The organism is Deltaproteobacteria bacterium (assembly GCA_019308995.1).
Lineage (GTDB): Bacteria > Desulfobacterota > Desulfarculia > Adiutricales > JAFDHD01 > JAFDHD01.
Map to the genome: position 1 here is coordinate 17952 of JAFDHD010000003.1, position 23565 is coordinate 41516.

Annotated in this window: 20 protein-coding genes; 19 read left to right on the forward strand and 1 reads right to left on the reverse strand. The window is 54.3% G+C overall.

All coding sequences use genetic code 11. The features are described 5' to 3' along the window. The 14 genes from ftsL to JRI95_01335 all read left to right on the forward strand — a co-directional run bounded on the left by ftsL (position 1) and on the right by JRI95_01335 (position 17604). Positions 1-354, forward strand: coding sequence for a cell division protein FtsL (gene ftsL, locus JRI95_01270; protein ID MBW2060172.1), 354 nt, complete (start codon positions 1-3; stop codon positions 352-354). Further along, positions 351-2273 (forward strand): penicillin-binding protein 2, encoded by a 1923-nt coding sequence (locus JRI95_01275; GenBank protein MBW2060173.1) that lies wholly within the window; start codon positions 351-353, stop codon positions 2271-2273. Before ftsL ends, JRI95_01275 begins: the two co-directional genes overlap by 4 nt. A gap of 25 nt (positions 2274-2298) precedes the next feature. Then, positions 2299-3825: a UDP-N-acetylmuramoyl-L-alanyl-D-glutamate--2,6-diaminopimelate ligase gene (locus JRI95_01280; protein MBW2060174.1), complete on the forward strand. Its 1527-nt coding sequence runs from the start codon at positions 2299-2301 to the stop codon at positions 3823-3825. Beyond that, complete coding sequence (locus JRI95_01285; GenBank protein MBW2060175.1) at positions 3822-5219, forward strand: UDP-N-acetylmuramoyl-tripeptide--D-alanyl-D-alanine ligase; 1398 nt, start codon at positions 3822-3824, stop codon at positions 5217-5219. Before JRI95_01280 ends, JRI95_01285 begins: the two co-directional genes overlap by 4 nt. Then, the gene (locus JRI95_01290) at positions 5216-6295 is read left to right on the forward strand and encodes a phospho-N-acetylmuramoyl-pentapeptide-transferase (protein ID MBW2060176.1); all 1080 of its coding nucleotides are present in this window, start codon (positions 5216-5218) and stop codon (positions 6293-6295) included. The genes JRI95_01285 and JRI95_01290 overlap by 4 nt, the downstream gene beginning before the upstream one ends. A 160-nt stretch (positions 6296-6455) precedes the next feature. Then, positions 6456-7829, forward strand: coding sequence for a UDP-N-acetylmuramoyl-L-alanine--D-glutamate ligase (gene murD / locus JRI95_01295; protein MBW2060177.1), 1374 nt, complete (start codon positions 6456-6458; stop codon positions 7827-7829). Beyond that, the gene (gene ftsW / locus JRI95_01300) at positions 7829-8953 is read left to right on the forward strand and encodes a putative lipid II flippase FtsW (GenBank protein MBW2060178.1); all 1125 of its coding nucleotides are present in this window, start codon (positions 7829-7831) and stop codon (positions 8951-8953) included. Before murD ends, ftsW begins: the two co-directional genes overlap by 1 nt. Further along, positions 8946-10055, forward strand: a complete 1110-nt coding sequence (gene murG, locus JRI95_01305) for an undecaprenyldiphospho-muramoylpentapeptide beta-N-acetylglucosaminyltransferase (GenBank protein MBW2060179.1) — start codon at positions 8946-8948, stop codon at positions 10053-10055. The genes ftsW and murG overlap by 8 nt, the downstream gene beginning before the upstream one ends. 3 nt (positions 10056-10058) lie before the next feature. Beyond that, the gene (locus tag JRI95_01310) at positions 10059-11444 is read left to right on the forward strand and encodes a UDP-N-acetylmuramate--L-alanine ligase (GenBank protein MBW2060180.1); all 1386 of its coding nucleotides are present in this window, start codon (positions 10059-10061) and stop codon (positions 11442-11444) included. A gap of 1 nt (position 11445) precedes the next feature. After that, positions 11446-12366: a UDP-N-acetylmuramate dehydrogenase gene (gene murB, locus JRI95_01315; GenBank protein MBW2060181.1), complete on the forward strand. Its 921-nt coding sequence runs from the start codon at positions 11446-11448 to the stop codon at positions 12364-12366. Then, complete coding sequence (locus tag JRI95_01320; GenBank protein ID MBW2060182.1) at positions 12363-13241, forward strand: FtsQ-type POTRA domain-containing protein; 879 nt, start codon at positions 12363-12365, stop codon at positions 13239-13241. Before murB ends, JRI95_01320 begins: the two co-directional genes overlap by 4 nt. Before the next feature lie 103 nt (positions 13242-13344). Then, positions 13345-14574, forward strand: coding sequence for a cell division protein FtsA (gene ftsA / locus JRI95_01325; protein ID MBW2060183.1), 1230 nt, complete (start codon positions 13345-13347; stop codon positions 14572-14574). 26 nt (positions 14575-14600) lie between these two features. Beyond that, the gene (gene ftsZ / locus JRI95_01330; protein ID MBW2060184.1) at positions 14601-15806 is read left to right on the forward strand and encodes a cell division protein FtsZ; all 1206 of its coding nucleotides are present in this window, start codon (positions 14601-14603) and stop codon (positions 15804-15806) included. A gap of 43 nt (positions 15807-15849) precedes the next feature. Continuing rightward, a complete protein-coding gene (locus JRI95_01335) occupies positions 15850-17604 on the forward strand; it encodes a radical SAM protein (protein ID MBW2060185.1) in 1755 nt (584 codons plus the stop codon). Here JRI95_01335 and JRI95_01340 read toward each other — a convergent pair. Continuing rightward, positions 17601-18125 (reverse strand): cysteine hydrolase, encoded by a 525-nt coding sequence (locus JRI95_01340; protein ID MBW2060186.1) that lies wholly within the window; start codon positions 18123-18125, stop codon positions 17601-17603. The genes JRI95_01335 and JRI95_01340 overlap by 4 nt on opposite strands. Before the next feature lie 229 nt (positions 18126-18354). On the opposite strand from JRI95_01340, the gene JRI95_01345 reads away from it, so the two are divergent. The 5 genes from JRI95_01345 to JRI95_01365 all read left to right on the forward strand — a co-directional run bounded on the left by JRI95_01345 (position 18355) and on the right by JRI95_01365 (position 23564). Beyond that, on the forward strand, positions 18355-20217 hold the full coding sequence (locus JRI95_01345) for a tetratricopeptide repeat protein (protein ID MBW2060187.1): 1863 nt from the start codon (positions 18355-18357) through the stop codon (positions 20215-20217). Positions 20218-20358: 141 nt separating this feature from the next. Further along, the gene (locus JRI95_01350) at positions 20359-20802 is read left to right on the forward strand and encodes a (deoxy)nucleoside triphosphate pyrophosphohydrolase (protein ID MBW2060188.1); all 444 of its coding nucleotides are present in this window, start codon (positions 20359-20361) and stop codon (positions 20800-20802) included. Continuing rightward, positions 20799-21821, forward strand: coding sequence for a flippase-like domain-containing protein (locus tag JRI95_01355; GenBank protein MBW2060189.1), 1023 nt, complete (start codon positions 20799-20801; stop codon positions 21819-21821). Before JRI95_01350 ends, JRI95_01355 begins: the two co-directional genes overlap by 4 nt. Before the next feature lie 277 nt (positions 21822-22098). After that, complete coding sequence (locus JRI95_01360; protein ID MBW2060190.1) at positions 22099-22860, forward strand: ABC transporter ATP-binding protein; 762 nt, start codon at positions 22099-22101, stop codon at positions 22858-22860. After that, a complete protein-coding gene (locus JRI95_01365) occupies positions 22857-23564 on the forward strand; it encodes an ABC transporter ATP-binding protein (protein ID MBW2060191.1) in 708 nt (235 codons plus the stop codon). Before JRI95_01360 ends, JRI95_01365 begins: the two co-directional genes overlap by 4 nt. The last annotated feature ends 1 nt before the right edge of the window (position 23565 follow it).

Sequence of the window (23565 nt, forward strand, 5' to 3'; positions counted from 1 at the left end):
ATGTCAACCGGCGCTTTACAGCAGGCCAGAGGCGGCTCCGTTACGATCCGGAAAGGAAATCGGAAAAAAGCGGTTTCTTTCTGGGCCAAGGGCTACCGGCTTTTCCTCGCCCTTTCGGTGGGGTTTTTAATAACCGTCTTTGCTTTTGCTTTCGTCTGGATTAATCACCAGGCGGTCCAGATTGGCTACGATATCACCAGGCTCAACCAGCAGCAATTGAAGCTCATTGACCTGAACCGGAAGCTCAGGGTGGAGTTGGCCAACCTGACCTCCCTGGATCGTCTGGAGCGCCTGGCCAAAAAAAAGCTCGGTCTGGTGGCTCCCAGGCCGGAGCAGGTTGTGGTTGTGGAATGAAACCGTTTCAAGCCAGATGGACCAGGTTCAGGATTGTGCTGGTTTTTTGCGCCTTTCTGCTGGCGTGGGGTGGTCTGATCTGGCGGGCGGCCGGTCTTCAGATTCATAACCGGGATCGGTTGGTTGGCATTGCCGAACAGGAGTATCTCCGGAAAATCAAGCTTGTTCCTATTCGGGGGGATATTTTTGACAGACACGGGGAAAAGTTGGCCGTGAGTCTTAAGGTGGATTCGATCTATGCGGAACCGATCAGGCTTGATAACCCGGCCGCCCTTGCAACTCAATTAGCTCGTATTCTGGATCTTAATCGGGATTTTATTTTAAAGAAGCTGAGCAGTAAGGCTCATTTTGTCTGGGTGAAACGGCAAGTTGATCCGGACGAAGCGGCTGCGGTCAGGGCTCTTGAAGTAAAAGGAATCGGGTTTATCAAGGAAAGCAAACGGTTTTATCCCAATCTCGGCCTGGCCGCACATGTCTTGGGGTTTGTCGGTGTGGACGCTCAGGGTCTGGAAGGTCTGGAAGTGGCCTATGACGATTATTTTCGGGGTGAGGCGACCTCCCTGCCGGTCATGCGTGACGCCCTGGGCCGCACCTTTCAGGATCGGCTTTCCCGGAGTCGGCCCTGTGTCAAGGGGGCCAGCCTGACCTTGACCATAGACAGGCACATTCAGTTCGTGGTTGAAAAGGCCCTTGGCCGTGCCATGAAAGACTACAACGCCAGCTATGGAATTTCTATCGTTGTTCGGCCCCGGACGGGTGAAGTTTTAGCCCTGGCTGTAGCTCCGGCATACAACCCTAACGCTTACCGCCGTTACAAGCCCAGGCATTGGCGCAATATAGCACTGACGGACATGTTCGATCCGGGTTCGACCTTCAAGATCTTCCTGGTGGCAGCCGCTCTGGAAGAGGGCGCCGTCACGCCGCTTGATCGGTTTAACTGCGGGAACGGCTTTATGACCGTGGGCTCCCGTCTGATTCACGATTCACGAGCCTACGGCTGGCTCACGGTTAATAAAATCGTCAAGTATTCCTCGAATATCGGGGCGGTCAAGATCGGCCAGACGCTGGGTTCGGATCGTTTCTACCGCTATCTCAGCCGGTTCGGTTTTGGCTCCAGGACAGGAATTGACCTGCCCGGTGAGTCGGGGGGCCTTGTCCGGCCTTACGATAAATGGACGGAGATTGACGCCGCCAATATCGCCTTTGGACAGGGAATTTCCATTACGGCCATCCAACTGGTCATGGCCATGTCCGCCCTGGCTAACGACGGCTTGCTCATGCGTCCATTCATTGTTTCCAAGATCATTGATTCTTCTGGAAAAGTGATCAAAAGATATGGACCTCAAATTGTTCGTCGGGTCGTTTCGGAACAGACAGCCAGGGAAGTTCGGGAGATGCTGAGGCTGGTGGTTGAAGAGGGAGGTACAGGGACCCTGGCTGAGCCTGATGGCTACCCGGCCGCGGGCAAGACCGGTACCGCTCAGAAGCTGGACCTGTCCACCCGCAGGTATTCCAAACGGAAATTTGTCAGTTCTTTCGTGGGCTTTATGCCTTACGACGATCCGGAACTGGCCATCCTGGTTGTCCTGGATGAGCCCTGGCCCAAATTCTTCGGCGGCTTGGTTGCGGCTCCGGCCTTTAAAGAGATTGGTGAGAAGGTCCTGCCGATCTTAAATGTAGCTCCCCGGTCCAGACCGTCGGTGTTGACCAGTTCTCTTGAAACGAAAAAGAAAGTAAGGGTATCGGCTCAAAGGAAACCGTTCCTCAGCTTAAGCCCGGGAAACAAATCCTCAAACACCAAACCCATGTCAGGCATTACTCATGTCCACACTCCGGTCCGGGTGTCGCATCCCGGGGCTGAAGTATCGTCCAGGCCGACTGATCTCTCGCGGTGGACCGGCTTAACGCCTCATGGTTAAATCGGAATGGGTTCGAGTTAGAGCCATGAAACTGAAAAAGCTCATAACTGCCAATGAAATTATAGATTTTAACGGTGATCCGGAGACAGAGGTTTCATCAGTCGCCTATGATTCCCGGGCTGTAACGCCAGGGTCTCTTTTTATCGCTGTCAAGGGTCATCTCGATGATGGACGTCGTTATGTGAAGGAAGCGGTGAAGGCCGGAGCGATGGCGATTATGGTTGACGAGCCACTGAGCCAGGACCCCGGAGTGCCTGTGATTATGGTTTCAGATACCAGGCGAGGTATGGCTCTGGCCGCGGCCGAATTTTATGGACATCCCGCCGAGAAGCTTGTCATGATCGGGATTACCGGGACCAAAGGCAAGACGACCACGGCCTTTTTGCTCGAATCAATCCTGAAGCAGGCCGGTCAAGCCACCGGGCTTATGGGAACGATCAAAATCAGTTACGCCGGAAAGGAACGGCCGTCTGTTATCACCACTCCCGAGGGTGTAGATTTACAGAAATACCTCCACGAGATGGTGCAGCATGGCGTGACGCACACTGTATTTGAGGTCTCCTCCCACGCCCTGGCGCTGTCCCGCGTCGCTGGCTGTGAGTTCGATGTCGGCGTCTTTACCAACCTTGGCCGGGACCACCTCGATTACCACCGGGACATGACTTCCTATTATGAGGCCAAACGGCGCCTGTTTTACGAGTTTTTAACCGGCGTGCACCTGGATGGCGGACCCAGAGCCGTCATCAACGTGGATGATGAATGGGGCCGGAAGATGGCCGCTGAGATGGGTCCTGAGGTCATCACCTTTGCCATAGAATCGGAGGCGGACCTGACGGCCCGAGAAATTAAAAATGATCGTCTGGCCCTCTCGGCGCAGCTTGTCATCCCGGCCGGTGAGCTTGAGGTTCATACTCACCTGCTTGGCAGTTTTAATCTCTATAATCTTCTGGCTGCCTCGGGTGCAGCTTTGGCTTTAGGGATCGAGATGGAGCATATTGCGGCCGGTCTGGAGTCAATAGCGAGCGTGCCCGGCCGGCTGGAGAGGATCGGCCATAATGACGATTTCCTGGTCCTGGTTGACTATGCTCACACCACGGAAGCCCTGATCAAGGCCCTGGAATCCGCTCGGGAGCTGGCTCCGGGAAGATTGTTCACTGTTTTCGGCTGCGGTGGGGATCGTGATAAATCCAAGCGGCACCACATGGGCCGGGCCGCCGGAAGGCTGTCCGATCTGGCCGTCGTCACAAACGACAACCCCCGGACCGAAGACCCGGCGGCCATCATTAAACAGATCGAACCCGGGCTGCTCGGTTTGGATCTTCACCGCTGGGAACCCGGCGAAACCAATAGCAGCTATCCCCCGGGTTCTTATGCAATCATTCCGGACAGGCGGAAGGCGCTGCAGCTCGGTGTTCGTCTGATGCGTTCTGGAGATATCCTGCTCGTGGCCGGTAAGGGTCACGAAAGTTACCAGATCATGGGCCGGGAGAAGATTCACTTCGATGATCGAGAGGAAGCCTTGATGGCCTTGAAAATGGAAGGCAAGACTTGAGCGGGTTCAGTCTCACCCTTGCCGAGGTGGCGCAGGCTCTGAGGCTTGAGTCTGAGGCAAACTATGCCCGGCTTACTTTTCCCGGCGTGAGTACGGATACCAGGAATCTAAAAGGCGGTGAACTATTCGTGGCCCTGAAAGGCGAGCGATTTAACGGGCATGATTATCTGAAGCAGGCTTTTGATAAAGGAGCGGCGGCGGCTGTGGTTAATCGGCATGGGGAGCTGAAGGGCCGCCTAATGCTGAGAGTACCTGACACCCTGCGGGCTCTGGGAGACCTGGCGGCTTACCTCAGGCGGCGTCAGACCCTCAAGGTTGTTGCCATAACCGGCTCCAATGGTAAGACCACCACCAGAGAGATGACGGTCAGGATTTTAAAACAGTCATTCAACGTCCTGGCGGCGTCGGCTAACTTCAATAACCTGATCGGTCTGCCGCTGACCCTGTTTAACCTCAGGCCGGAGCACCAGGTGGCCGTTCTGGAAATGGGTACGAACAGGTTTGGAGAGATCAGCCGCCTGACGGAAATCGCCGACCCGGACGTAGCCCTGGTGACCAGCATTGCCCCGGCTCACCTCGAAGGGTTGGGCGGTCTTGAAGGAGTGGCTCGTGCCAAGGGTGAGCTTTATGATGGGTTGAAAAACGGGGCCGTGGCGCTGGTCAACCTGGATGACCCCCTGGTAGTCCGGATCGCCGGGACTTACAGCGGGCCGCGTTTGTCTTTTGGTTTCAGCCGCCAGGCCGAGGTGCAGGCTCGAAAACTCAAGCATCGAGGCCTTAAGGGCTCCGGCTTCGAATTGGTGACCCCCAAAGGATCAGTAACGGTCAGGCTTCCACTGTACGGTCGGCATAATATCAGCAACGCCTTGGCTGCAGCGGCAGTGTCCCTGTCCATGGGAGTTACGCCGGCTCGAATTCGAGACGCCCTGTCCGGGATGAAGCCTTTTCCCGGGAGATTGGAGCTGAAACGGCTATCCGGACCGATTTACCTCCTGGATGACACGTACAATGCCAATCCGGTCTCGGTCGAGGCGGCCCTGTCCGTGCTCAAGCGCCTGAAAGGCCGGGGACGGGCGGTGGCCGTATTGGGAGATATGTTCGAGCTGGGAGCCGAGAGCGAAGCCGAACATGCCCGGATAGGTCGAGTGGCGGCAGAAACCGGTTTGGACCTGCTGGTCGGAGTCGGTCCGCTGGCCAAGGTTCTCATCGGCTCGGCCCGCCGGACTGGTTTGTCCAGGGACAGACTGCACTGGTTTGAAGATCAAGACCAGGCCGGTCTTTGGCTCAAGGCCGAATTACGCCCCCTGGACCGAGTGCTAATCAAGGGGTCCCGAGGCATGCACCTGGAAAGAATTGTCAGCTGTCTTGAAAGGCAGGAAGGAGGCCAGGGGTGATCTATCATATCCTCTATCCGCTCCATACCGTTCTCCCGGTTTTTAACGTCTTTCGTTATATCACCTTCAGGACCATTTATGCCTCCATGACCGCCCTTCTGATCAGTTTCATCATCGCTCCCTGGTTTATTCGGAAGGTCAAACAATATCAGATCCGCCAGTACATTCAGGAGGATGGCCCGGCCGCCCACCAGAACAAGGCCGGAACCCCAACCATGGGCGGGGTCTTTATTTTATTTTCATCCCTTGTGGCCGGCCTGCTTTGGGCCGATCTGACCAATATCTATATCTGGCTTTTGATCTTCGTGGCGCTCGCTTTTGGATTGATCGGCTTTTTAGACGATTTCCTCATGCTCCGCCGCAAGAACAACAGGGGCCTTTCCGTGCGGTCTAAGATTTTCTGGCAGGTTGTTGTCGCGCTGGGTGTGGGGATCTTCCTCTATCTTTATCCTGATTATGATACCCGGTTCGCCGTTCCCTTTTTCAAAGGAGTTCAGCCCGACTTGGGTCTGGGTTATGTACTGCTTGCGGTTCTGGTTATCGTCGGCGCCTCTAACGCCGTCAACCTGACCGACGGACTTGATGGGCTGGCCATCGGGCCTTTCCTGATCGCCATGGGCACTTACCTGATTTTTTCTTATCTCGCCGGGCACGTGAAGATCGCAGAGTATCTGCAGATACCATTTTCTCCTGGCGTCGGCGAGGTCACAGTCCTCTGCGGGGCTCTGGCCGGGGCAAGTATCGGCTTCCTGTGGTTCAACACCTATCCGGCTCAAATCTTCATGGGCGATGTCGGTGCTCTGCCTTTGGGGGCTTTGCTTGGTACGGTGGCATTGCTGGTGAAACAGGAATTACTGCTTATTTTAGTCGGCGGCATTTTTGTCATCGAAACGATCTCGGTCATTATGCAGGTTGGGTTTTTCAAGGCCACTAACGGCAAGCGGATCTTCCGCATGGCTCCGGTGCATCATCACTTTGAGCTCAAGGGTTGGGCTGAGCCCAAGGTTATTGTCAGGTTCTGGATCATTGCCGCAATTTTGAGTCTGATTGCCATCAGCACCTTGAAGCTGAGGTAGAGGGATCAATGGTCAAGGGAATTCGTCTGTTCTGTCAACATTTCTTCAACCCGTTGCATCTTTACTGCCGTTTTCTTGACCTGGGCCTGCCGCCGAGTTTATCACGGCGAGTCTGCTATCTGTATGAACGCTTGCTCATAGCGCGAGGTCGTAACTTGTGATGGTTGAACTCCAAATAGAGACTGCATCGGATCTGGCCGGCCGGCGGGTGGTGGTGGTAGGCCTGGCCCGGACCGGACTGGCCGTGGCCGAGTTTCTGCTCAGCCAGGGTTCAGAAGTGGTGGCCACCGATATTTTGCCTGCCGAAAGATTGGACGAACAGATCAAGACCCTGGCCACGAGGGGCGCGGTCCTGGAACTGGGAGGTCACCAGAATGAGACCTTCCTGGAAGCGGACTTGATTGTGGTCAGCCCGGGCGTGCCGCCGACGATCCAGCCGCTTCAAATGGCTTTGGCCAAGGGTGTGCCCGTCATAGGGGAGCTGGAGTTTGCTTCATTTTATGTTACCGCGCCTCTCATCGCAGTCACCGGCACTAATGGCAAGTCCACCACGACCGCCCTCATCGGCGAAATACTGCAGGCGGCTGGCAGGAGGGTCTTTGTCGGTGGAAACATCGGGAACCCGCTCATGAATGCCGTCAACAGCAGAGAGAAGTTCGATCTGGCCGTGGTTGAGGTTTCCAGTTTTCAACTGGAAGGTGTGGAATCATTCCACCCGAAGGTAGCCCTGCACCTGAACCTGACGCCGGACCATCTGGATCGTCATGTTCATTTTAGCGCCTATGCCGAAGCCAAGGCCCGCCTTTTTTCTCGTCAGACTACGGATGACACGGCGATTTTGAACGCAGACGATGATCAGGTCGCCGCGATAAGGACCCGGGCCAGACGCCTTATGTTCAGCCGCAGGCATGAGCTTGGAAACGGGGCCTTTATTAAAGAGGGAAAGATCGTCCTGGCTCAAGGCGGCCGCCCGCTCGGGGAGCTGCCGCTTGAAGAGCTGAGCCTAACGGGCAGCCATAATCATGAAAACGTCATGGCTGCCTTGCTGGCAGCCTGGGCTTTGGGAATCGAAACAGAGACCACCCTTGAGGCTGCGGCGCGCTTTCAGGGGTTGCCTCACCGGGTTGAATTCATCGGTCGGTATGGCGGCGTGCGTTACTACAACGATTCCAAGGCCACGAATGTCGGAGCGGTTATCAGGTCTGTGGAAGGTTTCAGCGAGCCGGTTATCCTCATTGCCGGAGGGCGGGACAAGGACAGCGACTTCACTTTGCTTCGTCCGGCAGTCCGGGGGAAGGTCCGGTTCATGATTCTCCTGGGTGAGGCTCGAAAGAAGATGGCTCAAGCCCTAAAAGGCACAGGTGATTCCTGTTTTGCCCGGGACATGGCTGAGGCGGTCGCCTTGGCCAGGAAGAAAGCGAAACCCGGAGAGGTGGTTCTTCTTTCACCGGGCTGCGCCAGTTTTGACATGTTCACTGACTATGCTCACCGGGGCCGGGTCTTTACTGATCTGGTCCGGCGCGGGGACGCTTGATGGTTGAGAAGAAAACAGCCGGGCAATGGGATTATATTCTATTGCTGACCACACTGGTCCTGGTAGGCGGAGGTTTGGTCATGGTCCTCTCCGCCAGCTCCTTTATCGCGGAAAAGCGTTTCAACGACGTTTACTTCTTCTTCAAGCCGCAAGTGTTTTATATGCTTGGCGGCCTGGCCTTGATGCTGATCTTGAAAAACATTCCCTACCAGTTCTTCTGCCGCCTCTCGTATTTCTGGCTCCTGCTGGCTGTCATCGGTCTGGTCCTGGTTTTCGTTCCCGGGGTGGGGCATAAAGTCAGCGGGGCTTCCCGCTGGTTGCGCCTGGGCATATTCTCTGGACAGCCATCGGAGTTCGCCAAGTTCGCCCTGGTGACCTTTCTTGCCTCTTCACTCGCGGCTAAAAGGGACAAGGTCAAGAGTTTTGCCTATGGGCTGGCGCCTCATTTAATCATTTTAGGGATACTGGCCGGATTGATCGTGGTCGAACCGGACTTGGGCACTGCTATCACCCTGGTCATCATTACCATGATCTTGTTATTCGTGGCTGGAGTTCGTGTTTCGTACCTTCTCTCCCTGCTCGGTCTGTCTGTTCCGGTGATCGCCTTTTTCATCATGCGGCACGGTTATCAGCTCAAAAGGATTTTCGCTTACATCGCCCCTTGGGACGACCCCTTGGACGCCGGTTATCACATTATTCATTCCTTTTACGCCTTTGGTCTGGGCGGGCTGACAGGAGTCGGGCCTGGAGCGGGCCGTCAGAAGCTGTTTTTTCTGCCCGAACCTCACACCGATTTCATTTTTTCCGTAGTCGGTGAGGAACTGGGTTTTATCGGGGTAGTGGCTCTTTCTCTCCTTTTTCTGTGCTTGATCTGGAGAGGCATCGTCATCGCCTTGAACGCCTATGAACTGGAGGGGACCTATCTGGCCTTAGGGCTGACTTTGATTATCGGAGTTCAGGCCTTCCTGAACATGTATGTTGTGACCGGGCTTTTACCGACCAAGGGAATGGCTCTGCCTTTTTTCAGTTATGGGGGCTCTTCCTTGATTATGAGCTTCTGCTGCGTCGGGATCATGATGAACGTGGCTTCTCAGGGGAAAAGGGTGAGGGGAACCGATGTTTAGGCTGCTCATGGCCGGAGGCGGAACAGGCGGGCATCTTTTCCCGGCAGTAGCTGTGGCCGAAGAATTCATGCAGCGCCGGGCGGAGATAGAGGTCCTTTTCGTGGGCACTGGCCGTCCGGTGGAAAAGGAAGTCCTCGGTCCACGCGGCCTGGCCGTTCGTAAAATCATTGCCTCAGGATTCATGGGCAAGTCCTTCCCGGCCCGTTTTCTTTCACTGGCTCAAGTGCCTGTCGGTCTAATCCAGTCCGCGTATATTCTCCTGAGTTTCAGGCCGGACCTCCTTTTTTGCCTCGGCGGCTATGCTTCAGGGCCGGTAGGTCTTACCGGCCGAACCTTGGGCTTCCCCACGGCCGTTCACGAACAGAACTCCATTCCGGGAGTGACCACTCGATTCCTGGGCCGCCTGGCCGACTTGATCTTCATCAGCTTTGACTCCACCCGGAAGTTCTTCCCGCCGGACAAGACCTATCTGACTGGTAATCCAGTCCGGCAGGAGATAGCGCGGCTGGGCGAAGTCGAGGAAGAAAATAAACCAAACGGCTTCAGCCTGCTGGTTGTCGGCGGAAGCCAGGGAGCTCACGCCATCAATGTAGCCGTGATCGAATCTATGCGCGTGCTGACCGAGAAGCGGGCGGCTCTCTCCATCGTCCACCAGACCGGTACGGCGGATTATGAATATATCCACCGCGCTTATGACGCCATGGGACTCGAGGCAGAGGTCCATCCCTTCATCCATGACATGGGGCAGGCTTACCGGAAAGCGGATCTGGTCGTGTGCCGGGCCGGGGCCCTCACGGTGGCCGAAGTGACGACCCTGGGTCGGCCGGCCATCTTCATTCCTTTACCGACTGCGATCAAGAACCACCAGGAGATCAACGCCTTGTCTCTGGTTGAGGCCGGGGGAGCCGAGATGATCAGGCAGGGGGACCTGACCCCGGAATTACTGGCTCAGAAGCTGACCGGTTTTATGGACGATCGGGCAAGGCTGAAAAGGATGGGGCAGCAGGCCCAAAAGTCGGCCAGGCCTTTTGCGGCGCGTGAGATTTATGACATTTGCATGAGATACCTCGGAAGCAGGAAGGGAGGCCGCAAGGCCCGCTGAGATATGTTTAACAAGAAACAGCACATCCACTTTGTGGGCATCGGCGGCATCGGCATGAGCGGCATTGCCGAGGTCTTGATCAATCTGGGTCACCGTGTCAGCGGCTCTGACCTGAAGGAGTCTGAGAGAACCCGCAGCCTGGCTGCTTTGAAGGCTGAGATCAATTATGAACACCGACCTGAGAATGTGGCGGGGGCGGACGTGGTCGTGGTTTCTTCTGCCGTGAGCGAAGACAATCCCGAGGTCCAGGCTGCACGGCGTGAGTTTATTCCGGTTATTCCTCGAGCTGAAATGCTGGCTGAATTGATGCGCTTAAAATACGCCGTGGCCGTGGCCGGTTCCCATGGCAAGACCACCACCACCTCCCTCATTGGGACCATCTTTGAGGCAGCCGCTCTGGACCCGACACTGGTTATTGGAGGCAAGCTGGCCAGCATTGGCTCCAGCGCGCGGCTGGGTAGCGGCGATTTTCTGGTGGCCGAGGCAGACGAGAGCGACGGGTCTTTTCTCCTCCTTTCGCCAACCATAGCGGTCGTAACCAACATTGACCTGGAGCATCTGGATTATTATCAGGACCTGGATCATCTCAAAGAGACCTTCTTGGCCTTTGCCAACCGCGTGCCGTTTTATGGCGCGGCTGTACTCTGCCTGGATGACGCCAATGTCCAGAGCCTGATTCCCAGGCTCAAGAAGCGCTATCTGACTTACGGCTTCTCCGCCCAGGCCGACATTCGGGCCGTTGATCTCGTTTCCCAGGGCCATCGCAGTAGTTATGAGCTTGTTTTCAAAGGTGAACACCTGGGCCGGATTGCTCTGAGCCTGCCCGGTCGGCATAACGTTCTCAACTCCCTGGCCGCCGCTGGAGTGAGTCTGGAGCTGGAAGTTCCATTTGAGGCCATCGCCACGGGGATGGATCAGGTGGGGGTCATTCATCGTCGCTTCGAGATTAAGGGCGAAGCAGGCGGCGTCGTGGTCATTGACGACTACGGTCATCATCCCACGGAAATCAGGACCACGCTGGCGACCCTGAAAGCATGCTATCCGAATCGTCGGGCCGTGGTCGTCTTCCAGCCGCATCGGTACTCCCGGACCAGCGCCTTGTTTGAGGAGTTTACGACGGCCTTTAACCAGGCCGACCGGGTCATTCTAACAGAGATCTATGCGGCCGGTGAAAAACCAATCACGGGGATAACCGGGCTGGCGCTGTTTGAATCTATTCGCGCCCATGGATATCGGGAGGCGCTCTTTGAGCCGGACCTGGACAGGCTGGCGGCCGTGGTCGTGTCCGGCCTGAACTCTGGTGACGTGGTCCTGACGCTGGGAGCGGGCAGCATCTCCCGCACCAGTGATGAAATCCTGAGGTTACTCAAGGATGAGGCAGGAAGATAAGATGAAGCTGAGTCAGCTGGCGCCGGGTCATGTGAGGTTCGACGTGCCTCTGGCCCCTTTGACGACCTTTGGCCTTGGCGGGACAGCCGGGGCGCTGGTGGAACCGGATTCAGTCTCAGAATTGACTGAAGTTCTCAAGCTGGCGCAAAGCAGGCGCTGGCCCGTTTTTTTGCTCGCAGCCGGGAGCAATGTTCTTTTTCGGGATGGAGGTTTTCCCGGTATGGTCGTCAAGCTGGGCCCCGATTTTTCAAAGCTTGCGGTTTTTAAAGTCGAAGGCGATCAAGTCCTAGTCGAGGCCGGTGCAGCCGTACCTCTGGCTCGCCTCATTAATCTGGTTCAGGAGGAAGGTATTTCAGGTCTGGAATTCTTGGCCGGTATTCCCGGGACAGTCGGCGGCGCTCTGGCCATGAACGCCGGGGCCTTTGGCGGCGAAATCGTTGGGTCCGTGTCCAGGCTGGAAATCCTGAACCCGGATGGCCGCGTCGAAGAGCGGCCTCGAAGCCAGATCCGCGCCACCTACAGACGCCTTGACCTGCGTGAGGGGTCCATCATTCTCAAGGCCTTTTTTAACCTGACCCGATCCACACCGGATCAGGTTAAGGCCAAAATCCAGGAGTGTTTGGAGCGTCGTTGGGCGGTTCAGCCGACTGGGGTAAGGAGCGCCGGTTCCATCTTCAAGAACCCGCCTGCTGAACCTGCTGGCAAATTAATTGATAAGGCCGGACTTAAGGGCCTGAGTGTAGGCAAGGCCTGGGTCTCCGAGAAGCACGCTAACTTCATCGTTCACCAGGGGGAGGCCAGGGCCAGCGATGTCATTGAGCTGATTAATCAGGTGCGGGGTGAGGTGAGGAAGAGGTTCGGGGTGGATCTCGAGCCTGAGATCAAGATAGTGGGTGTGGACAGGGAGGTCGAGTCAGGATGAAACGCACCCAGACAGGATTTGACTTTTTCGGCCGATACCGAGCCAACCAGTACAATGGCCGGAAGGCTAAAAGCATAACGTCTCAACATCCGGTCGCCAGGTTTTTCATCGGCCTCTGGAGGCTCGGAAAGATTGTTTCCGCCGTCTCTTTCGGCCTGGCTGCAGTGGGGGCTATTTCTTTCATCCTGATCCTGGGCTACCACCAGGTAGTCCATTCGTCTTACTTCCAGGTCAAGAAGGTGATTCTAAAGGATTTGAACCAGGTCAGCCAGAAAGAGGTCCTTGATCTGACCGGCCTGGATAAGCCGGTTAATATCCTGGCCTTGAAGTTGAGGAACATGGCTGAAAATCTTCGGAGCCATCCATGGATTAGTGACGTCAATCTGGCTCGAAAGATGCCCGATACGATCATTATTGAGGTTGAGGAACGCCGGCCCATGGCGCTGATCCGCCTCGGAGAGCTTTACTATCTGGACAGATCTGGGACTCCCTTTCAGAAGGTCAACCCTGAAGACAAAATCGTTCTTCCGATTATTGCCGGATTCTCGCGGATGGATTTCGTAAAGCGACCGGAGTCAGTTCATCAGGAGCTTCAGGATGTCTTTCAGTTCCTGGTCGTCGTGGGGGAGAGAAACGACCGATTTCGTCTGGAGAATATCGCTGAAATCAGCTTTGATTCGGTTCGAGGACTGACCCTTTTTACGCGGGAGCCCAAGCTCGAGGTCAGGGTAGGGTTCGGCGATTATCAAATAAAATTCAGACGCCTCGGCCGGGTCCTAGCCTATCTCAAGATCAGGGGGCATGAGCAAGGACTGGTTTATGTGAACCTGGAATGCGGTCCGCGGGTCATCATCCGCCGTACCGTAAAAAGCTGATGAAATTAAAGGGGGAGAAAATGCATCAGAACAAGCGTCCTTCCGGAACCATGACAGGTTTCGGTCGGAAGTCGGATACCTCTTGGAAAGGGGGTGGATCACCTTGAAAGAGCAACTTATCGTCGGGCTGGACATCGGCACGGTAAAGATTTGCTGTGTCGTTGGTGAAGTAAGCGTTACCGGAGTTGATATTGTGGGCATCGGCATGCATCCTTCCGTGGGTTTGCGCAAGGGAGTGGTGGTCAATATCGAGAATACGGTTAATTCCATCAAGCGAGCGGTCGAAGAGGCGGAATTGATGGCTGGCTGCGAGATCTCCAGTGTTTACGCTGGCATAGCGGGGGGACATATTAAAGGCTTCAACTCACACGGGGTCATCGCCGTCAAGAACCGTGAGGTTGCCAGCCAGGATATCGAGCGGGTCTTGGAGGCGGCCGGCGCAGTGGCCATCCCCATGGATCGCGAGGTGATCCATACTATCCCTCAAGAATACATCGTTGATGATCAGGGCGGCATCATGGACCCCCTGGGGATGGCCGGGGTGCGCCTGGAGGCCAAGGTCCATATTGTCACCGGAGCGGTTACCTCGGCTCAGAATATCATCCGCTGCGCTCACAGTGCCGGGTTGGATGTCTGCGACATCGTACTGGAGCCTCTGGCTTCTTCCGAGGCCGTTCTTTCCCCGGAAGAAAGGACGCTCGGGGTGGCCTTACTGGACTTTGGCGGGGGAACCACGGACCTGGCTATTTTTTCTCAGAACAGCATCAGACATACAGCGGTTCTGGCGCTCGGCGGGCAGAATTTGACCAATGACATTGCCATTGGTCTGCGCACCCCCTTGAAGAATGCTGAGGAAGTAAAGAGGAAGTATGGCTGCTGTTTGACCAGTATGATCAAGAGTGATGAAGTCATTGAGGTGGTCAGTGTCGGGGGGCAGAAAAACAATACCGTTTCGCGGCAAATACTAGGGGAGATTCTCGAGCCGCGGGTGGAGGAGATCTTTACACTGATCAACCGGGAAATGCTCCGGTCTGGATATGAAGACGAGGTCACCGCCGGGCTGGTGGTAACCGGTGGTTCGGCCATGCTGGAAGGGGTGCCTGAAGTGGCTGAACAGGTCTTTAATCTTCCGGTCCGCCGGGGTTATCCCATGGAGGTAGGCGGGCTGAGAGATGTGGTCAACAGCCCTCAATTTGCCACGGCCGTGGGCCTTGTTCTCTATGGGGTTAAGCAGGAGAAAGAGAAGGTTGAGAAGTTCTTCCGTATTCGGCAGAGAAATCTCTTCAACCGGGTATCCTCCCGGATGAAGAGATGGTTCAAGGAAGTAATATAACCAGGTATAACAGGGGAGGGTAAATTATGGATTTTGAGTTTGTAGAAAACCAAAACATGGCGAGAATTAAGGTGATTGGTATTGGCGGTGCTGGCAATAATGCGATCAATAATATGATCACATCAGGCCTGGCCGGTGTGGGCTTCATAGCGGCCAACACAGACCTTCAGGTTCTGGAAAACAACAGCGCTCCTGCGAAATTGCAGCTAGGGCAGAATTTGACCAAGGGGCTCGGATGCGGCGCTAACCCTGAAATCGGAAGGGACGCCGCCCTGGAGGACGTGGACAAGATCCGGGAGATCTTGAGCGCCTCTGATATGGTGTTCATCACGGCCGGCATGGGCGGCGGCACCGGGACGGGAGGCGCGCCAGTGGTGGCTGAGGTCCTCAAGAATATGGAACCGTCACCCCTAACTGTGGCGGTGGTTACCAAGCCCTTTCATTTCGAAGGCAAGAAAAGGCTTCGCCAGGCTGAGGAAGGGATCGAAAAACTCAAGGGATTTGCCGACACTATCATTACCATTCCCAACAATCGTCTCATTTCCATGGCCCCCCGGGGATGCGGGTTGAAAGAGGCCTTCAAAATGGCGGATGACGTCCTGCTTCAGGCGGTAAGAGGAGTTTCGGACCTGATTTTAGTTCCGGGTTTGATCAACCTGGATTTTGCCGATGCGCAGACGGTTATGGCTGCCAAAGGCATGGCTATGATGGGCACCGGTACGGCTTCGGGTCCGGATCGAGCCACGGTAGCGGCTGAAAAGGCCGTATCAAGCCCGCTGCTGGATGATATCTCTATCAAAGGCGCTCAGGGACTTCTCATCAATATCGCCAGCGCAGAGAATAATATCGCACTGGATGAAGTGGATGAAGCATGCACCAATATCCAGAAGGAGATCCATGAAGACGCTACGGTTATCTTTGGTGTGGCTTGGGATAATTCCCTGGGTGACAATATCCGGATCACGGTTATCGCCACCGGTATCGGTGGGCAAAAGGAAGATGGGCTAAGACTTAGTATCCAAGATGCCAAGGCCGAAAGAGGACACATCCCCAGCCTGGAAGATGTTCACAAGGACAGGACGGGAGAGTATGATCGCCCCGCCGGTGAGCGGGCAGCCAAAGGAATTGGCAGCGCCTTCAAGCAGCCGCGCTACAGCGATTATGACAATGTCTTCCCCGAAGCGGAAGAAGACCTGGAGAGGCCGACCTTCATGCGCCGTCAGGCGGATTGATTCGGTCAGCTGACATACTGACTTCACTGGCGGGCGTTTAGGCATGGCTTGGAGTATTATTACTCAATACCGTCAACTTCTCGATCAGGAGCGCGGGACTGTGGTCAAGGACTGGGGCGGGAGGATTCCTGTCGCCTTGGCTTTTCCCAACACCTATTACTCCGGTATGTCCAACCTGGGTTTTCAAGCGATCTATGGCCTGTTCAATGCCAACCATGATGTAGTTTGTGAGAGAGTATTTTTGCCCGAGGCAAATCTGGCCGCAGAATATGCCCGCACTAGCACGCCCCTCCTTTCCCTGGAATCGCAGCGGCCTGTGACAGAGTTTGAGCTAGTGGCCTTTTCTTTGTCTTATGAGAATGATTATCCGAATATTCTTAGGATGTTGAGTCTGGCAGGCCTTGCCTGGCGCAGCGAAGATCGCAAGGAAAATGATCCTCTTGTTCTGGCCGGCGGGGTCACCATGCGGTTAAACCCTGAACCTCTGGCCGAGTTCCTTGATCTGATTTTTATTGGCGACGGGGAACTCCTGGTCCCGGACCTGCTCCGGGTCTGGCGCGAGGTGCGATTGGAACCCCTCCCCAAAAAAGAGCGCCTTTTGCACCTGGCCCGGAGCATGACCGGGGCCTATGCCCCGGTCTTTTATGAGGCGGCTCTGGACTTGCGGGGCCGTCTCAAATCTTTTAAGCCCATTTCTGAGGACCTGCCCGAAACGGTGACCACGGCCCGAATTCCAGAACTTTCTCGACCGGCCTTAACCACGCAAGTTTTAACTCCCCAGACGGAATTTTCTTCAACACGGCTGATAGAGGCTGGCCGGGGCTGCGGGCGCGGCTGCCGCTTCTGTGTGTCCGGCTTTGAGTATCGCCCCCCGCGGCTGGTCTCCTTTGACAACATCCTGACGACCCTGGGCCCGCCAGGGCCGGCCCCGGAGCGTGTTGGCCTGGTCGGTTCAGCCGTGGGAGATCACCCGGAAATAAGCGGAATTGTTAAGGCCCTGACCGATCAGGGGCGGGAAGTTACGCTTTCATCCCTGCGAGTTGACGCCCTGACCGCGGATCTGGTGGAGTCCCTGGCAAAGGGGGGCCTCAAGAGCGTGGCCATCGCTCCCGAGGTTGGATCGGAGAGGATGCGGCAGTTTATCAACAAAGGCATAACAGAACTTCAGGTTCTTGATGGGACTCAGCTGCTCGCCGAAGGCGGCATAAAAAGGATCAAGCTTTACTTCATGATCGGCCTGCCTACCGAGACCGATGAGGATATCCGAGCCATCGTGGACCTGGTTAAAAAGATCAAGGACCGTCTCCGGCGCACCACTCGGGGCCGAAGGCTCTTACCCGAACTGACACTCGCCATTAGCAGTTTCGTCCCCAAGGCCTCCACCCCTTTTCAGGCCGCACCTATGTCTGAGGTCAGAGAGCTTAAGGCCAAAGCCAAACTCATTCGAAATGCGCTTAAAGGAACCAGAGGGCTGCGCATACACTTTGATGTGCCCAAATGGGCTTATCTTCAGACTATCCTGTCTCGCGGGGACCGGCGGGTTTCCACCCTGGTTGAAGCCCTGGTACACTCGCAAGGCAGCCTGGATCGGGCCAAAAGAGAAGTCGCCTTCAATCCCGATTTCTTTGTGACCCGTCCCTGGGAAAAGGAAGAACTCTTTCCTTGGTCCTTTATTGACCGCGGTTTTTTCCCGGATTATCTTCAGAAGGAGATGGATCGGGCGCGGGCTGGAAAGATCAGTTCAAACTGCGACCTCGAGTCCTGCCATCGCTGCGGCTTGTGTCCGCCGCGAACCTAAGGTTCGATTCGGGCGCCGAGGATATTTTTCATCCTTTTCAGCGCAAATTCGTGGCTTTCTGGATCAAGATCAGCCACGGCTTTTTCGTGAACGATAACCGGATAATCCCGGTTCCTCAGATCGGACACGGTTTCCATCACACAGATGGAGGTGCAGACCCCGCTGAGATGGACCTCGGAGACGCCCTCCATCTTTAAAATATTTTCCAGGTTTGTGCCATAAAAGGCGCTGAAGCGGGTTTTGGGCACCAGATATTCTCCGTCTTTGGCCTCAAGTTCCGGGATTAGGGCGGCGCCAGGAGTTCCGGCGATACAATGCGGAGCAAACATCTCGAACTCCTTATCGTCCGGCTTATGGCTGTCCATGGGGAAGATGATGATAGCATCTGACTGACGCAGCTTTTCAAGCAGGTCCTTCACCGTGGGTATTATCTTCCGGGCCTCGTCCCCACAGTAAAGAGCCCCGGAAGGGTCTAAGAAGTCGTTAAGCATGTCAATGACCAGGAGGGCTTTGCGACTCATTTTTGTCTCATCCTCTGCATGAATTCGATGATTAAAAGATATCTGATTCATGGATTATGTCAATAGCGCTTCTATGATAAATTATATTGATTGTCAGGGCGTACTCGGATTATTCTTTAGAGTGGCAGGGTCAGGACAGAGCGCTTGGCTAGAGGGTTTACTGCAGCTGATCTAAGATTTATACCCGCGGCGTGGCACAGAGCTGGCCTTTGGCCCATGAGGTGAGAGAGTGAAACGGTATTATCGGTCAAGAGGGTTTTCCCGAGCTGACCGTCCGCCGGTGCGGTTCAGCCTGATTCTCTTGCTCGTGTTTGTCATGCTCATGAGCGCCGCAGCCGTTTGGTTCAAGTTTCATCCCCAGGACTGGGCCGTGCTTTCCGAAAGGATCTGGCCGGTCAAGCCAGTCGTGAAATACATGCAGGTAGAAGTTAACGGCCGTGAGATGGTGCTCAAGCCCGGGGAGACCATGCACCTTCATCCAAATGACTCTCTGGCCAGGATTTCTTTTTCCAGTAACCGCCCCTTTAATTATAAGCTGAGATTTTATTCAAAGGAACTGGACGTCTATGCCCTTGAAGAGCCCGTTACGATTTCCGAAGTTCTGCCAGGGGAGGACTTTGCTAAGCCTCGTGAAATCGTTGTTCAGGTCAAGGAAGGTCCTGAAGTTCTGGCTGACTTTATCTTCCTCGTCAGGGTGACCGCCTTTGATATGGAAGCTCAGGCGGACCGGGCGACAGACATTAATAAGGCCATCGCCCTTTATCGTAAGGCCTTATCTCTCGATCCGGATAACGAGGACATCAACAAAAAACTGGTTGTTTTACTTGAACAGATCGGCGATTATCGAACCGCGGCCGATATGTACGAGCAGATGATTCGCGGCAAGCCGGATGCAGATATCTTGAAAAAGCTGCTGTCCGTCTACCAGACGTCCATGAACTACCGGAAGCTGGTCAGTACATATCATCGTTTGATTAAGGTCAGTACCAAGCCAGAGGCCAGGCTTTATTTATACCGACTGGCTCAGCTCCAGGTTGACCTGCGCCAGTATGACGAGGCCATCGCGACCTTTGAAACACTCAAGGCGAAACTTCCGGAAGATCAACGCGCGGACATTCTGAAGAAGCTCGGCTACCTTTATGCTCAGACTCAGAAATCAAAAAAAGCCGTCAAGGCCTATGAAGAGGCGGCCCAGATTGATACAGCCGACCCCAACGTTTTTTATAATCTGGCCCGTCTCTATCAGAACCAAGGAGACATAGCTGGCTATCACAGCAGTCTGGCCAGGGCACTTAAAGCCAATCCGGCTGATCTCAAAACGCGGCTTAAGCTGGCAAAATCCTATGCGGCGGCGGGTGAATTAGAAAAGGCTGAAGATGAGTTCCGGCGGCTGCTGGCGGCCGATTCTAATCACATTGAGGCCAGGCTCGACCTGATCAAAGTCCTGGAAAAAAGCGGGCAGGTCGGGCCGCAGATTGAGGAGTATGAATTTCTTCTGGCCAAGGATCCAAAAGATAAGGTCGTCCGCTACAACTTAGGTGTGCTATATTTTGAGGTCGGCAAACTCGATCAATCCATGAAGCATATGGAAGAGCTGGTCCGTCTCAACTCCAGGGATCATGAGGCCAGGCAGTATCTTTTTGAGATATACCGGAGACAGAAGAAGGAGAAAGAGGCATACAGACTGGCCAAGGAGTTGACGCGTCTGGCGCCTGAATTCGAGCCGTCATATGATTATATCTTTGATTATCTGGACCGCCGGGAGTATTATCAGGATTTGGCTGGCCAGGCCCGGCAGTGGATCAAGATGCGGCCTCAAGTCGTCAAATTCCGGGAATACCTGGCCTATGCCCATATTAAGCAGAACAAGTTGAACTCGGCTGTTCAGGATTACGAAGCCATCCTTAAATTAACGCCTAAAGACACTGATGTCATGTTCAAGATGGCCAAGATTTACGAAGCGGTGGGGCGGATGGCCGACGCCATAAAGATGTATGACCGCGTACTCAAAATCAAACCAGGCCATGAGCAAGCCGCCCAGGCTCGCCTGAGGCTCTCCCTGGAGCGCCTTAAAGTCAGGCAGAAAGAGTAACTTTTACGGCCCATGGTAATTAAGCTTGAATCTGATTGTGCCTTAACCCTGAGTGTTCGCTTCATGGATAAAGGTGAGCTGTAAAAAAGGGCCGGGTTCGTCAATGGTTTGAACTCACCCGATACAAGGAGAAATAAATAAATGAAAAGGAATCAAGGCCCACGGCCTTGTGAAAAAGAGCGCCTTCAGGTCAGCGCCGCCTTGATTTTTAATCAGGACAAGATTCTGATCACTTCATGTCGCGCTGGCACTCGATGGGAGTTCCCGGGCGGAAAGCTTGAACCTGGAGAAACTCCTGAGAATTGTGTGGTGAGGGAAATCAAGGAGGAACTGGGTCTTGACATAAACGTGCTCCGGTACTTCATGGGTGTGGATCATGAAGATGACGAGATTTCATTCACCCTGCATACCTTCATTTGCCAGATAAAGTTCGGCGAGCCTTTATGCACGCCCGGCGAAACTTATATCTGGGCCGGAGTGGCTGATCTGGAGCAGTACGATTTTCTCCCGGCAGACAGATTAATCATTCAAGCCCTGTCTTCAAAGGATTACGATTTTTCAGGATCAGCCGAGGAGAAACAGTGAGTAAGAAACAGGCCTTAATCGGGTTTGGCGTCAGTGCCTTTTTTCTTTATCTAGCCTTCAGAAAGAGCGATCTGGGACAGATTGTGAGTCAGGTAAAGGAGGTTGACTACCGGCTTCTTCTAATCGGCCTGCCGGTCCTGATTCTGTCTTACCTGTTCAGGGCGCTCAGGTGGCGTTACCTGCTTTTAAAAACAGGGGGTCGGCTCAAGGTCAGCTCCGTGTTCGGCGCGACCATGATCGGATTTATGTTTTTAAACCTGCTGCCATTCAGGCTGGGCGATTTGGCACGGGCTTATGTTCTTGGCCGTCGCGAAGGCTTGTCCAAGAGTGCGGTCTTTGCCACTGTTGTTATCGAGCGGCTCTTCGATGGCTTTACCTTACTTATAATACTGCTGACTTCATTATTTTTCCTGCCTCTCCCGCTGAGGCCGGAGGTTATGAGCTGGGTCAGGGCCTTTTCCTATCTGGGTGTGGCTCTCTTTGCTTTAATCCTGGCTCTGGTGCTGCTGATCAGTTTCAAGCGCTCTCTTATCATTCGTCTGGCTGAGAGTCTTCTTACCCCGCTGCCGCAGGTTAAAGACAGGGTGGTGGAAATAATAGATTCCTTTACCACTGGTCTCACCACTGTCAGCAGTTTCAGGCTTTTCATGATTGTCTCTTTTTATTCACTACTAATCTGGGGGGTTCATGCTGTTTACTACTGGGTGATGATGTTCGGTTTTCTTTCTTCCGAGGGTACGAATCTGGGTCTCCAGGTTGGGTTTTCCGGAAGCCTTTTCGTGGTCGGAACCATCGCCCTTGGCGTTATGATTCCGGCTGGTCCAGCCTTTGTCGGTACTTTTGAGCTGGCCTGCATCATGGCCTTGAGCGCTCTTGGGGCTGCGGGCGCCACAGCCGAAAGCTACGCCATTGTGGCCCATACCTTCCAATTCTTGCCCGTCGTTATGATTGGGATCATTTACCTTTATGTCCAGCAATTCACCTTCAAAGAGATCAGTGCAGGCGAGGAAGCGGCTTAAAATTTTCATGACTCTCTCCCGGAGCGAGGTGGCCCGTGCAAGGTCAGGCCGGGCGTGTCAGCCGCGTCCTTAATATGCGAGTATTAATGAGATTATTATTTTCACCAAAAAGGGACCAAGCTTATCCGGAAATCAAGTTTGGGTTTGGCTTCTGCCTGGATTTTTGTTAATATCCATAACGGTTGGGTGCAAACCTTATTTTTCAAAGCAGGAACTTTGACCATGATATTTTATCTTAGTGCGAACTTTACAATCTGTCTCTTGCCTGGAGGCAGCCATGCTTGAAGTGAAAAACCTGATGAAGAGCTTTGGCGGGTTTCAGGTGGTTTACGACTGTTCCCTTGTGGTCGAGAAGGGGTCAATAACTGGCTTGATAGGGCCAAACGGCGCGGGCAAGACAACCCTCTTCAACCTGATGACCGGCTTTCATAAACCTGACAGTGGAGAGATTTATTTTATGAAGGAACGCATTGACGATCTTCCTTCACACAAGGTCTTTCATAAAAAACTTTACCGCACGTTTCAAATCCCCAGGGAGTTCGCCCAAATGACCGTAACGGAGAACCTCATGCTCATTCCGGGTCAGCAGCTTGGGGAAAGGGTCTGGAATACATGGTTCAGGGCAAAGACGGTCAGGAAACAGGAGAAGGCCATCCAGGAAAAGGCCCTTGAAGTTTTGGAATTCGTGGAGTTGATAGATCTGAAGGATGAATACGCCGGCTCACTTTCAGGGGGGCAAAAAAAACTGCTGGAGCTCGCAAGAACGCTCATGGCGGACCCCGAGATGGTCCTGCTGGACGAACCCGGCGCAGGCGTGAACCCGACCTTGATGAAGAAACTTGTTGATAATATCAGGAAGCTATCTGAGCAAAACGGGATCACTTTCTTCTTGATCGAGCACGATATGAACCTGGTCATGAACCTCTGCAATCCGATTGTTGTCATGAGTGAAGGCAGAAAAATCGCTGAGGGAGCCCCGGAGCAGATCAGGAATGATCCGGTGGTCCTGGAAGCTTATTTGGGCGGACAGTATAGATGAACCTCCTTGAGGTTGAAGGCGTAACAGCAGGGTACAGCGAAGTTGACGTCCTGCACCAGGTGAATTTTTCCATAAAAGCCGGAGGCATCGTATCAGTCATCGGGCCTAACGGGGCGGGGAAATCTACCCTTTTAAAGACCATCTTCGGCCTCCTGAAGCCCAGGGCGGGCAAGGTATCGTTCAAGGGTGAAGACATAACCGGTCAAAAGCCGGAAAAAATTGTCAGAAAAAGCATAAGCTATGTGCCTCAGGTGGAAAACGTCTTCCCCTCCTTAACCATCCGGGAAAATTTAGAGATGGGAGCCTTTATCAGGACAGACAATTTTGCTCACAAGTTCGAAGAGATCTACGCCCTTTTTCCGATCCTAAAGGAACGGAGGAAGTATAAAGTAGCCCAGCTTTCTGGGGGGCAGCGTCAGATGGTAGCCATGGGCAGGGCCCTTATGCTCGACCCCGAGATCCTTCTGCTCGATGAACCATCAGCCGGCCTGGCGCCCCTGTTCGTATCCAATATCTTTGAGATGATAAAAGAGATTAATGCCAAGAAGGGAATCGCTATCATCATCGTGGAGCAAAACGCCAAGCAGGCTCTGAAGATGGCTCATCATGCTTATGTGCTCGCCATGGGAAAAAACGTTCTTGATGATACGGGCGAAGCCCTTTTGGCCAACGATGAGGTGGGGCGTCTCTATTTAGGTGGTTGAG

Bases quoted from the DNA above. Each gene is read 5' to 3' on its own strand.
- murD (MBW2060177.1), top strand. From the start codon at position 6,456: ATGGTTGAACTCCAAATAGAGACTGCATCGGATCTGGCCGGCCGGCGG.
- murG (MBW2060179.1), top strand. From the start codon at position 8,946: ATGTTTAGGCTGCTCATGGCCGGAGGCGGAACAGGCGGGCATCTTTTC.
- JRI95_01335 (MBW2060185.1), top strand. From the start codon at position 15,850: ATGGCTTGGAGTATTATTACTCAATACCGTCAACTTCTCGATCAGGAG.
- JRI95_01310 (MBW2060180.1), top strand. From the start codon at position 10,059: ATGTTTAACAAGAAACAGCACATCCACTTTGTGGGCATCGGCGGCATC.
- JRI95_01275 (MBW2060173.1), top strand. From the start codon at position 351: ATGAAACCGTTTCAAGCCAGATGGACCAGGTTCAGGATTGTGCTGGTT.
- JRI95_01350 (MBW2060188.1), top strand. From the start codon at position 20,359: ATGAAAAGGAATCAAGGCCCACGGCCTTGTGAAAAAGAGCGCCTTCAG.
- murB (MBW2060181.1), top strand. From the start codon at position 11,446: ATGAAGCTGAGTCAGCTGGCGCCGGGTCATGTGAGGTTCGACGTGCCT.
- ftsW (MBW2060178.1), top strand. From the start codon at position 7,829: ATGGTTGAGAAGAAAACAGCCGGGCAATGGGATTATATTCTATTGCTG.
- ftsZ (MBW2060184.1), top strand. From the start codon at position 14,601: ATGGATTTTGAGTTTGTAGAAAACCAAAACATGGCGAGAATTAAGGTG.
- ftsL (MBW2060172.1), top strand. From the start codon at position 1: ATGTCAACCGGCGCTTTACAGCAGGCCAGAGGCGGCTCCGTTACGATC.
- JRI95_01320 (MBW2060182.1), top strand. From the start codon at position 12,363: ATGAAACGCACCCAGACAGGATTTGACTTTTTCGGCCGATACCGAGCC.
- JRI95_01365 (MBW2060191.1), top strand. From the start codon at position 22,857: ATGAACCTCCTTGAGGTTGAAGGCGTAACAGCAGGGTACAGCGAAGTT.
- JRI95_01360 (MBW2060190.1), top strand. From the start codon at position 22,099: ATGCTTGAAGTGAAAAACCTGATGAAGAGCTTTGGCGGGTTTCAGGTG.
- JRI95_01340 (MBW2060186.1), bottom strand. From the start codon at position 18,125: ATGAGTCGCAAAGCCCTCCTGGTCATTGACATGCTTAACGACTTCTTA.
- JRI95_01280 (MBW2060174.1), top strand. From the start codon at position 2,299: ATGAAACTGAAAAAGCTCATAACTGCCAATGAAATTATAGATTTTAAC.